7 protein-coding genes are annotated in these 11,460 nt (G+C 74.3%); 1 reads left to right on the plus strand and 6 read right to left on the minus strand.

All coding sequences use genetic code 11. The annotated features are described in order from the left end of the window. Positions 1-15 precede the first annotated feature (15 nt). The 3 genes from FKD65_RS07115 to FKD65_RS07125 form a co-directional block, all read right to left on the minus strand. On the minus strand, positions 16-279 hold the full coding sequence (locus tag FKD65_RS07115) for a ferredoxin (RefSeq protein WP_141576721.1): 264 nt from the start codon (positions 277-279) through the stop codon (positions 16-18). 10 nt (positions 280-289) lie between these two features. After that, positions 290-1,522, minus strand: a complete 1,233-nt coding sequence (locus FKD65_RS07120) for a cytochrome P450 (protein WP_141576722.1) — start codon at positions 1,520-1,522, stop codon at positions 290-292. Positions 1,523-1,595: 73 nt separating this feature from the next. After that, the gene (locus tag FKD65_RS07125) at positions 1,596-3,143 is read right to left on the minus strand and encodes an AMP-binding protein (RefSeq protein ID WP_141576723.1); all 1,548 of its coding nucleotides are present in this window, start codon (positions 3,141-3,143) and stop codon (positions 1,596-1,598) included. A 115-nt stretch (positions 3,144-3,258) separates the two neighbouring features. Here FKD65_RS07125 and FKD65_RS46560 point away from each other — a divergent pair, with 115 nt between their 5' ends. Further along, positions 3,259-3,507, plus strand: coding sequence for a phosphopantetheine-binding protein (locus FKD65_RS46560; protein ID WP_141576724.1), 249 nt, complete (start codon positions 3,259-3,261; stop codon positions 3,505-3,507). Here the strand turns inward: FKD65_RS46560 and FKD65_RS07135 are convergent. The 3 genes from FKD65_RS07135 to FKD65_RS07145 form a co-directional block, all read right to left on the minus strand. Beyond that, positions 3,405-4,514 carry a hypothetical protein gene (locus tag FKD65_RS07135; RefSeq protein ID WP_240810006.1) on the minus strand — a complete coding sequence of 370 codons (1,110 nt, stop codon included), beginning with the start codon at positions 4,512-4,514 and terminating at the stop codon, positions 3,405-3,407. The genes FKD65_RS46560 and FKD65_RS07135 overlap by 103 nt on opposite strands. Before the next feature lie 68 nt (positions 4,515-4,582). After that, positions 4,583-5,485 carry a proline iminopeptidase-family hydrolase gene (locus FKD65_RS07140; protein WP_141586502.1) on the minus strand — a complete coding sequence of 301 codons (903 nt, stop codon included), beginning with the start codon at positions 5,483-5,485 and terminating at the stop codon, positions 4,583-4,585. Positions 5,486-5,487: 2 nt separating this feature from the next. Next, positions 5,488-11,460, minus strand: a complete 5,973-nt coding sequence (locus FKD65_RS07145; protein WP_141576725.1) for a type I polyketide synthase — start codon at positions 11,458-11,460, stop codon at positions 5,488-5,490.

The raw sequence follows: 11,460 nt of genomic DNA on the forward strand, positions 1-11,460 counted from the left end.
GCCCACTGCCGGCGCCTACTCCCCCGCGGGCTCCACGACCGACAGCGCGCCCGCCGGGCAGCCGTCCACCGCCCGGAGCACCGCCCGGCGGCGCTCCCGGCCGGGGCGGGGGTCGCGCAGCAGGACGAAGCCGTCGGTCAGGTCCTGGTCGAACACGGCGGGCTCGGTGAGGACGCAGGAGCCCGAGGCGATGCAGCGGCTCCGGTCGGCCCGAACGAGGTACCCGCCCTCCCCGGCCTTCTCCGCGGCCTCGTCCGCCGTCTCGGTCCGTTCGGTCATCGGGCGCCCCTCACCAGGTGACCATCAGCTCGCGGAGGCCGTGGATGAGGGACTCGGTCTTCATCGGCACCTCCTCCAGCGGCACCGCGAGGCGCAGGCCGGGGATCCGGTCGAACAGCGTGGTGAACACGATCTCCAGCTCCATCCGCACCAGCGACTGGCCGGAGCACTGGTGGATGCCGTGCCCGAACGCGACGTGCTTGGCGGCCTCGCGGCGGATGTCGAAGCGGCCCGGGTCGGCGAACACCGAGGGGTCGTGGTCGGCGGCGGCCATCGAGGCGATGACGCCCTCGCCCTTGCGGATGACGATGCCGTCGAGCTCGATGTCCTCGGTCGCCACCCGGGAGGTGCCGAAGTCGGAGATGCTGAACAGCCGCAGCGCCTCGTCCACCGCCCGCGCGGCGAGCGCGCGGTCCTCCCGCACGAGGGCGAGCTGGTCGGGGTTCGCCAGCAGCGCCAGCACGCCGAGGGAGATCATGTTCGCGGTCGTCTCGTGGCCGCCGGCGATGAGCGCGCGGACCAGGATGCCGATGTCGCCGCGCTCGACGCCGAAGGCGGGCTCGCGGTTGCGCATGAGCAGATGGCTGATCAGGTCGTCGCCGGGCTCCTTCTCGCGCGCGTCGAGCAGCCGGTCGATGTAGGCGGCCATCTCCATCTCGCGGGCGAGGATCGCGTCCTGGTCGGTGTTCTTGCCGATGATCCCGGCGGTGTACTCGTGGAAGAAGTGCCGGTCCTCGAAGGGGATGCCGAGCAGCTCGCAGATGGCCTGCGACGGGATCGGCAGCGCCAGCTCGGCCACCAGGTCCACCGGGCCGCCGTGCTCGAGGATCGCCGAGATCCGCTCGTCGGTGATCTCCTGGGTCCGGGCGCGCATCGCCTCGACCCTGCGCACGGTGAACTCGGGCATCAGGAGGCGGCGCTGCACCGTGTGCTGGGGCGGGTCCAGGTGGAACAGGGCGCGCGGCACCGACCTGAGGATCTCGATCGGCACCGGGATCATCAGCGGATAGCCGTCGGCGGTGATGTCGGCGCTCATTCTCGGGTCGGCGAGGACGGCGCGCACGTGCTCGTATTTCGTGAGCAGCCAGACGGTGCGGCCGTTCTGCGTGAGAGTGACCTTTGAAATGGGCTCGGTCTCCCGCAGCCGCGCGTATTCCTCGGGCGGAGAGAAGGGGCACTTGCGGGCCATCGGAAAAGCCGGATGCCCGGTGCTCGCGGATTCGACGTCGGCCGTTTCGGTCATTGGAGCTTCCTCTCGGATACTGCTTCCGCAGGCTAGGTCTCGGCGCCCTCGCCCGGGCACCCCTAACCGACCCCTAGAGGACGGCGCGGCGCGCGAGTTCCCGCCGGTCGATCTTGCGGTTGCCGTTCAGCGGGAAGGCGCCGGTGTGCCGGAACGCGCGGGGCACCATGCCGTGCGGGAGGGTGCGGCGGAGGAAGGCCGCCAGTTCCGCCGGCGGGGTGGGGGTCCCGGTGTAGAACGCGAGGATCTCGGTGGCGCCGTGCGCCCGGCGGGCGACGGCCACGGCGTCCTCGACCGCGGGGTGGGCGCGCAGCGCGTGCTCCACCTCGCTCGGCTCGACGCGCCAGCCCTGGACCTGGATCTGGGAGTCCCCCCGGCCGAGGTAGGCCAGCTCGCCGCCGGGCAGCCGGCGGACCCGGTCGCCGGTCCGGTACCACAGCCGACCGCCCCGCCGCAGGAAGCGGCCCTCGCCGTCCGCGGGGTCGAGGTATCCGGGCGTCATCTGCGGGCCGGTGACGCACAGCTCGCCCTCATCGACCGCGTCCCGCCCGTCGTCGCCGGCCAGCAGGTGGTCGTGGCCCTCGTGGACCGCGCCGATGGGGACCAGCCCGTTCACCGCGGCGTCCGGCGACGTCCGAGGGTCGAAGCGGTGGCCGCTGATGGTGACGGTCAGCTCGGTGGGCCCGTATAGGTTCTCCACGGTGCTCTCGGGCGCGGCGGCCAGCCAGTCCGCCGCGTCGGCGCAGCGCAGCGCCTCTCCGGCGAACAGGCTCCAGCGCAGGCCCGGCATCGAGGCCTCGCGCAGGGCACCGGTGCGGCGGACCAGCGCGATCGCGCTCGGGGTGGAGAACCACACCGTCAGGCCGTGCTCGGCGGCGAATCCGGGCAGGTCGCGGTAGGCGTGCGGCGGCACGGCCCGGACCGTCGCGCCCGCGCCCCAGGCGCAGAAGAGGTCGAAGATCGCGCAGTCGAAGCTCAGGTCGAACGTCTGCGAGAACACGTCGTCGGGCGCGAAGTCGTACCGGCCGTCCAGCACCCCGAAGTAGTGGCGGGTCGCGCCGTGGCTGATCCGGACCCCCTTGGGGCGGCCCGTGGAGCCGGAGGTGAACAGCACGTAGGCGACGTCGTCCGGGCCGACCGGCCGGGGCTCGGCGAGCGCGTCGCGGTCGCGGACCGCCATCCGGTCCAGCGGAGCGGGCGGAGTGGCGTCCGGGGCCCCCTCCGGCAGGAGGACGGGCAGGTCGAACCCTTCCCGCGCGAGGGGCTCCAGCGCCGCCGCGCCGATCCCGTCGGCCAGGACCGCCGACACGCCGGCGGCTCGGACCATGGCCATCGTGCGGGCGGGCGGGAAGCCCGGGTGCAGTGGCACCAGCGCCGCACCCGTGTAGAGGCCCGCCAGGACCGCGACGTAGGCGTCCAGGCTCTTGCCGGCGAGGACGCCGACGGCCTTCGGGACGCCGCCGTGGCGGGCCAGCAGCGCACCGGCGCGCCTGAGGGCCAGTTCGTGGACCGAGGCGTAGTCGAGGCTTCGGGGCCCCACGGAGACCGCCGTTCTTCCCGGGGACCGTCCAAGGCCGCGAAGAAAGCGCGCGTGAAGCGCCGGATCTGTCTTGTCGTCCATCCTTGAGTTCCCTGGGACTAGGGGTCGGTGAAGGGTTGCCCCGGGAACCGTCCTGGGATGGGCTTGTCACCGACGGACAGGCCCGGGGGGCTTAGCGAAAGGTTCGGTATTCGCCGTGTGGGACAATAGGTTCGAGGAACTTCTGCGCCGCCAGCTTCCTTTTCTGGCTCCCGAGGAATCGCTCGCCCCGGACGCCGCGCTGGGCGATCTCGGGCTCGACTCGCTGGGCACCGTCGAGCTTCTCGCGTCTCTGGAGAGCGCCTACGGGGTGCGTTTCGTCGACGATTCGCTGAGGCCCGAGACCTTCGCCTCCGCCGGGGTGCTGTGGCGGACGCTCACCGGGGTGGTCGCGGAGACCGCCTGACCCGCCGAGGGCACCGCCCCGCGGGCGGCGCCGGTCCCGGCGCCGGCCGTCCGGGCGGTCCCGCGCCCGCGGGGCCGCGTCAGCGCCTTCGGGTCCACCGGCACCACCCGGAACGCGTCGGTCGTGCACCGGACCCGGCCGAAGAGCGCGTCGGGCCCGGCGACGTAGAGCGTCCCGACGCCCCTGGCCTTGAGCGCCGCCACCACGGCGGGCCACCGGACGGTGCGGACGAACCCGTCGAGCAGCATCGCGCGGACGCCCTCTGCCGTCCGGACCGTCCGGCCGTCCTGGTCGGCGATGACGGGGAGCAGGGGGTCGGTGAAGCTCAGCTCGGCGAAGACCTCCCGCTCCACCTCGTCCCGCAGGGGTCCGAGCACCGTGGTGTGCATGGGCGGCCGCATCGCGTAGAGCGGCAGGCCGCCCGCCGCGCGGACGCGCCCGCACAGCCACGGCAGGTCCCGCTCCCGCACCGTCACCATGTGGAAGTCGTCGTCCACCTGGCAGGAGGTCTCGTGCCAGCCGCCGCGTCCGCCGAGTTCGGCGAGGATCCCGGCGAAGACGCCGGCGGGGGTCCGGGCGAACGAGTGCGTCACCACGTCGGGGCACTCGCGCGCGGCGTACTCCTCCAGCAGCCGCGCCCAGCGCAGGGTCATCGTGACGGCGTCGGCGAACCCGAGCGCGCCCGAGGCGACCGCGGCGGCCTTGCCCCCGAAGCTTGGCCCGGCGCAGACGACCGGGTCCGCGCCGAGCTCGGTCCGCGCCCGGTCCGCCGCCGCGAGGCAGTTCACCAGGAAGGCGACCTGGGCGTACTCGGAGTAGTCGCCGGGGGTGTCGCGGAACCCGTCGACCAGCGAGCGGCCGAGCACCGCGTCGGCCTCCGCCACGAGCCTGCGGGCGGACCGGTCGAGCACCATGAACCTGCCGACGTCCGCGAACGGCACGGGCCCCATGCCCGGGAAGACGATCGCGCTCGTGTCCTGCTGGCCGGTCTCCATCCGTCGCCCCATCCGTCGGCTCCTCGGACGAGCCCAAGTGTGCGGCCGCCGTTCCCGCCCGCAGAACCCCTAACCGGCCCCTACCGTGCGAGACCGTCCAGGTAGGCGCCGACGACGGCGCGGAACCGCTCCGGCTCCTCCAGGTGCGGCAGGTGGCTGGACTCCTCGAAGACCTCCCAGCGGGCGTCCGGGATCAGTTCGGCGAACGGCCGGACCACGGCGGGGGTGGCCTCGTCGTGGCGTCCCGACAGCACCAGCGCGGGGACGGCGATGTCGGGGCAGCGCGCCTCCACCGACCAGTCCCGCAGCGTGCCGATGACGTGGAACTCGCTGGGCCCGTTCATCGCCGCGTACACGGTCGGGTCGTTGACGATCTCGTAGAAGGAGGCGAGGTAGTCGCGCGGCCACGGCAGGACGCGGCAGACGTGCCGCTCGTAGAACACCCGCATCGCGGCGTGGTACTCGGCGGAGTCGGTCGTCCCGGCCTCCTCGTGCCGCCGCAGCGTCGCGTCGACGCCGGGGGGAAGCGCGTCCCGCAGTCCCTTCATCTCCTGGTTCCAGACCGGGTAGGAGGCGGGCGCGTTCGCCAGGATCAGGCCGCGCAGCCCGGCGGGGCGGGCGGCGGCGTGCTCGGCCGCCAGGACCCCGCCCCACGAGTGCCCGTACAGGACGTAGTCGTCGGCGATGCCGAGGCGCCGCAGGAGGTTGTCCAGCTCGTCGAGGAAGAGGCGGACCGTCCAGAAGTCCGCGTCCTTGCCGGGCAGGTGGGTCGAGCCGCCGTTGCCGAGCTGGTCGTAGTGGACGACGGGCCGCCCGGGCCGGGCCAGGTCGGCGAGCGCCAGGAGGTAGTCGTGGGTGCTGCCTGGACCGCCGTGCAGCACCACGAGCGGGGGGCCGCCCTCGCCGAGGTCGCCGGTCACGCGGTACCAGGTCGCGTGGTCGCCGAAGGGGACGGTGCCCTTCGCGGTCGGGCGCGGAGTCATGGTCACGGCCTCGCCTTCGCGGGAGTGGTCTGGAGGGTGTCGAGCCAGTCGTCGATGATCCGTGCGGTGTCCGCCGCGCCCGCCTCGACGAGGCCGAAGTGGTCGGCGTCGACGGTCCGCAGCGTGTGGGCGGGGTTCCAGGGGGCGGCCCGCCAGCCGTCGGCGTCGCCCGTCGCGTGCCCGGCGCCGGCGTCCCCGTCGTCCGGCTCGTAGAAGCGCCGGGTGCACTGCACGAACAGGCCGGGGGTCGCGGGGTCGTCCCGCTCCAGGTCGGGGATGAGCTCGCCCCAGCCCGCCATCGCCGACCAGCGGGCGGTGTCGAACGCGCCGAACTCCGACTCGGTCGCGAACAGCCCGGCCGCGAGCCGGTCCAGCGGGACGCCCCAGTCGCCGTCCCGGTACCGGTAGGTGTCGAGCAGCACCAGGCCCGCGGGCCGCAGGCCGTGGCGGTGCTCCAGGCGCGCCGCCACGGCGCCCGCGACCAGGCCGCCCGCCGAGTAGCCGAGCAGCACGAGCGGCCGCCCGTCCGCGGCCCCGGCCGCCGCGCGGGCGAGGACCTCGACCGCGGCGTCCGCCGACGCGGGCAGCGGCTCGTCCGGCGCGAAGCCCGGCAGCGGCAGGCCCGCGACCTGCCGCCCGGGGCGCAGCGCGGCCGCGATGTGCGCGTACTGGTGGACTCCCCCGGTCGCCGCGGGCGTGCCGATGCACACCAGGACGGGGCCGTCCGGTCCGCTGGAGAGCCGCACGGGGCGGGGCGGGGCGTCGAGCGCGTCCGGCGAGGCGAACGCCGGGCGCAGCGCCGCGACGGCCTTGAGCAGTTCGAACCCGAGTCCGAACCGGCCGGTCCGCGCGGCCTCCCGGAACAGGCCGCCGATCTCCCCGGCGGCCGCGGGCCCGGCGCGGCGGTCCGGCTCGCGGCCGGGGCCGGGGGCGGCCAGTTCCTCCCGCAGCCGGCGGGCGAGCCCCGCCGGGTCGCGGGCGTCGAAGACGACCATCGGCGGCAGTTCCAGGCCGGTCGCCTCCCCGAGCGCGCCGCGCAGTTCCATCGCCGACAGCGAGTCGAAGCCGAGTTCGAGGAACTCCCGTTCGGGGTCGAGGGCGCCGGGCGCGGCGTGGCCGAGCAGCGTGGCCGCGTGCCGGAGCACGAGGTCCCGCAGCAGGGCGTCCTGTGCCGGTTCGTCCAGGCCGCGCAGCTCGTCCCGGAGCGCTCCGGCCTCGCGTGCTCCGGGCACGGTGGCGGCCGCCCGGCGCGGGCGCGGCGGGGCGAGGGCGCGCAGCGGCGCGGGGATCTGGTCGGTGCGGGCCCGGAGCGCGGCCGCGTCGACCGCCAGCGGGACCGTGAGGGCCTCGTCGGCGGCCAGCGCGGCGTCGAACAGGGCGGGCGCCTCGGCCACCGGTATGGGCGGCAGGCCCTGGCGGCGCAACCGGCCGAGGTCGGCCTCGCCCAGCCGCCCGGCCATCCCGACGCCCTCCCACAGCCCCCACGCCATGGACGCGCCGGGCAGCCCGGCGTCGCGGCGGTGCTCGGCTAGGGCGTCGAGGAAGACGTTGGCCGCCGCGTAGTTGGCCTGGCCCGCGGCGAGGACCAGCCCGCCCGCCGACGACACCAGGACGAACGCGTCCAGTTCGCGGTCCCGGGTGAGTTCGTGCAGGTGCCAGGCCCCGTCCGCCTTCGCGCGCAGCGCGGCGTCCAGCAGTCCGGGCGTCATCGCCGTGGCCAGCCCGCCGGAGGCGGTTCCGGCGGCGTGCACGACGCCTCGCAGGGGCCGGTCCGCCGGGATGCCGTCCAGCAGCGCCGCGAGGGCCGCCCGGTCGGCGACGTCGCAGGCCGCGACGGTCGCTTCGGCTCCCGCACCCGCCAGTTCGCGGCACAGGTCCGCCGCGCCCGGGGCGTCCGGGCCGCGACGGCTCGTCAGCACCAGGTGCCGCACCCCGTGCGCGGTGACGAGGTGCCGTGCGAGGTGCGCGCCGACGCCGCCCGTGCCGCCGGTGACGAGCACGGTGCCCTCGGGGCCGAACTCCGGTGGGGCGCCGGGTCCGGGCGCCGCCGGAGCCAGCCGGGGGACGAGGGCCTGCCCGGCGCGGACGGCGACCTCGGGTTCGCCGGTCGCCAGTGCCTCGGCGAGGCCCGCGGTCCCCTCCTCACGCGGGTCGAGGTCGACCAGGACGAAGCGTCCGGGATTCTCGGCCTGGGCCGCCCGGACGATCCCCCAGACCGGTGCCTGCGGGGAGACGGCCGTGGCCGAGCCGGGGCCCACCGCTCCCCGCGTGACCACCGCGAGCCGGGACGCGGGAGGGTTCTCGGCCTCCAAAAAGGCGCGCAGCGCGGCGACCGTGCGCCCGCAGAGATCCCGGACGTCGGCGGGGAGGTCTCCGGAGGCCGCCGGGCAGACGAAGGTCGCCGCCGTCCCGGAGGCGGGGCCGGCCGATGCCGCCGGTCGCCAGTCCATCCGGTAGAGCCGTGCGCCGCCTCCGGCGCGGGCGCGCCGCAGGTCGCCCTCGGTCACGGGACGGCCGGTGAGCGCCTCCACCGTCAGCACGGGCCTTCCGGCCGGGTCGGCGGCCGTGATCGCCATGCCGCCGCCGTCCTTCGGAGCCAGCCGGACCCGCAGCGCGGTCGCCCCGGTCGCGTGGAGCGCCGCCCCGGTCCAGACGAACGGGATCACCATGCCGCCGTCGCCGTCATCGTCGCAGAGGAGGCCGGCGTGGAGGGCGGCGTCCAGGAGGGCGGGGTGGACGCCGAACCGGTCGGCGCCCGCGCGTTCCGTCGCGGGCAGCTCGACCTCGGCGTAGATCTCCTTGTCGGAGGTCCAGACCTCGCGCAGCCCGCGGAAGGCGGGGCCGTAGTCGAAGCCGCGTTCCAGGAGGAGCGCGTAGGGGTCGTCGGGCCCGGCCTTCCGCGCGCCCGGCGGCGGCCACAGGGTGAGATCCGCATCCGGTCCCGGCTCGTCGCGGTCGTTCAGGAGGGCCTCGGCGTGGAGGGTCCAGGGCTCGTCGGGCGGCGCGGTGTCGGCCCGGGAGTGGACGTGCAGGACGCGGCGGCCGGACGCGTCCGGTTCCTCCACGGTGAGACGCACGGAGCGCGCTCCCTCTTCGGGGAGGACGAGCGGGGCGCGCAGCGTCAGCTCCTCCACCGTGTCGCAGCCGACCTGGCCGGCGGCCCGGAAGGCGAGCTCCACGAAGGCGGCGCCGGGGAGCAGGGCCGTCCCGGTGAGGACGTGGTCGGCCAGCCACGGCTGCGCCTCGCGGGACATCCGTCCGGTCAGCACGGTCACCTCCGAGCCGGGGACCGCCACCACCGCCGCGAGAAGGGGATGGTCGGCGCTCTCCAGACCGGCCGCGGCGAGATCTCGCCCGCCGTCGCCGGGGACGGTCCAGTAGCGCTCGTGCTGGAAGGCGTAGGTGGGCAGGTCGACGATCCGGGCGCCCGTGCCGTCGAAGAAGGCCTCCCAGTCGAGGGCGTGGCCTCGGGTGAACGCCTGTCCGATACCGCTGGCCAGCTGCCGCGCCTCCGGTCGACCGCGCCGCAGCAGGGCGATGGCACCGTCCTCGACCAGCGGCGTGAGGGCCGCGTCGGGGCCGATCTCGATGAACGTGCCGACACCCTGGCCGGACAGGTGCTCGATCGCGTCCCCGAACCGGACGGTGCCGCGCACCTGACGCACCCAGTAGTCCGGCCCCAAGTCGCTCTCGGGCCGCCCGGTCACGTTCGAGACGACCGGGATCCGCGGGGCACGGAAGTCCAGCCCGCCGATCGCCTCGGCGAAAGCCTCCAGCATCGGCTCCATCAGCCGCGAGTGGAACGCGTGCGAGACCTGGAGACGCCGAGTCTTGGCACCGGACGCCTCAGCCGCCTTCAGCACCGCGTCCACGTCACCCGACAGCACCACCGCACGCGGCCCGTTCACCGCCGCGACCTCCACACCATCGGCCAACCGCCGCCGGATCTCCTCTTCGGAGGCCTGCACCGCCACCATCGCCCCACCCGAAGGCAACTCCTGCATCAACCGCGCACGCGTCCGCACCAACACGCACGCGTCCTCAAGCGACAGGACACCCGCGATATGCGCGGCCGCGATCTCGCCCACCGAATGCCCGACCAGGAAGTCCGGCACGACACCCCAGGATTCGAGCAACCGGAACAGCGCCACCTCGAACGCGAACAACCCCGTCTGCGTCCAGAACGTCTCCGTCAAACGACCGGCGTCATCACCCCACACCACCTCACGCACCGGCTCGTCCAACGCACCGCAGACCTCATCGAAGGCCGACGCGAACACCGGAAACGCCTCATACAGCTCCCGGCCCATCCCCAACCGCTGCGAACCCTGACCCGAGAACAGGAACGCCAGGCCTCCTCGCTGGACACGGCCCTGGGGGAGCCGGCCGTCGAGGGCGGACAGGAGGTCCGACCGTCCGGTGCCGACCACGACGGCACGGTGTTCCAGACCGGCTCGCGAGGCCGCCATGCTGCGGGCGACGTCGAGCAGTTCCAGGTCGGGGTGGGCGCGCAGGTGGTCGGCCAGCTTCTTCGCTTGGCCCGTTAGGGCGTCGGCGCTCCTCGCCGACAGCGGCAGCGGGATGACCGGCACGCGAGCGGGTTTCTCCGCGGCCTCGCGCTCCGGGGCCCCGGGGTGCTCCTCGATGATGACGTGGGCGTTGGTGCCGCTGATCCCGAACGATGACACCCCCGCGCGGCGGGGACGCCCCTCCGCCGGCCATTCGCGCGCCTCGGTGAGCAACCGCACCGCGCCGGACGACCAGTCCACCATCGGCGACGGCTCGTCCACGTGCAACGACCGGGGCAACAGCCCGTGCCGCATGGCCTGGACCATTTTGATCACGCCGGCGACGCCCGCGGCGGCCTGCGCGTGGCCCATGTTCGACTTGATCGATCCCAGCCACAACGGCCGGTCCTGCGGACGGTCCCGCCCATAGGTCGCCAGCAGCGCCTGCGCCTCGATCGGGTCGCCTAACCGAGTCCCGGTGCCGTGGGCTTCGACCGCGTCGACCTCGTCGGACCGCACCCGCGCGCTCGCCAGCGCCTGCCCGATGACCCGTTGCTGCGACGGACCGTTCGGAGCCGTCAGCCCGTTGGACGCGCCGTCCTGGTTCACCGCCGAACCCCGCACCAGCCCCAGAACCCGATGACCGTTGCGCCGAGCATCCGACAGCCGCTCCAAAAGCAGCATCCCCACACCCTCAGACCAGCCCGTACCATCAGCAGCCGCCGCGAACGACTTGCACCGCCCATCAGCCGCAAGACCCCGCTGCCGAGAGAACTCGATGAACGTGTCCGGCCTCGCCATCACCGTCGCGCCACCCGCCAACGCCAGCGAACACTCCCCCGACCGCAGCGCCTGCGCCGCCAGATGCAACGCCACCAACGACGACGAACACGCCGTGTCCACCGTCACCGCGGGGCCTTCCAGCCCCAGCGCGTACGACACCCGGCCTGAGGCGAGGGAACCGGACGCGTTGTTGTGCGGGTAGTCGTGGTACATCACCCCCGCGAAGACGCCCGTCTTCGTCCCGCGGAGGGACAGCGGCGCCACGCCCGCCCGTTCGATGGCCTCCCAGGACACTTCGAGCAGCAGCCGCTGCTGGGGGTCCATGACGGCGGCCTCGTTCGGCGAGATCCCGAAGAACCCCGCATCGAACTCCCCCGCCTCATACAGAAACCCACCGCAGTCCACATAACTGGTCTCCGGCCGCTCCCCCGACCGATCCACCACATCCGCCAGATCCCAACCCCGATCCACCGGAAACCCCGACACCACATCACGACCCTCCGACACCACCCGCCAAAGCTCCTCAGGAGACGCCACACCCCCCGGATACCGGCACGCCATCCCGACGATCGCCACGGGCTCGTGCCTTGCGGCGGTGAGCCCGCGGTTCTGGGTGCGCAGGGCCTCGTTCTCCTTGAGCGAGGCGCGGAGCGCCTCGACCAGCTTCGGGTCGTTCGTGCTCAT

It is taken from the genome of Actinomadura sp. WMMA1423 (genome assembly GCF_006547145.1).
Lineage (GTDB): Bacteria > Actinomycetota > Actinomycetes > Streptosporangiales > Streptosporangiaceae > Spirillospora.

Excerpts from the sequence above, each read along its gene's own strand:
- FKD65_RS07115 (WP_141576721.1), bottom strand. The coding sequence starts at position 279 with ATGACCGAACGGACCGAGACGGCGGACGAGGCCGCGGAGAAGGCCGGG.
- FKD65_RS07120 (WP_141576722.1), bottom strand. The coding sequence starts at position 1,522 with ATGACCGAAACGGCCGACGTCGAATCCGCGAGCACCGGGCATCCGGCT.
- FKD65_RS07125 (WP_141576723.1), bottom strand. The coding sequence starts at position 3,143 with ATGGACGACAAGACAGATCCGGCGCTTCACGCGCGCTTTCTTCGCGGC.
- FKD65_RS07135 (WP_240810006.1), bottom strand. The coding sequence starts at position 4,514 with ATGGGGCGACGGATGGAGACCGGCCAGCAGGACACGAGCGCGATCGTC.
- FKD65_RS07140 (WP_141586502.1), bottom strand. The coding sequence starts at position 5,485 with ATGACTCCGCGCCCGACCGCGAAGGGCACCGTCCCCTTCGGCGACCAC.
- FKD65_RS07145 (WP_141576725.1), bottom strand. The coding sequence starts at position 11,460 with ATGAGCACGAACGACCCGAAGCTGGTCGAGGCGCTCCGCGCCTCGCTC.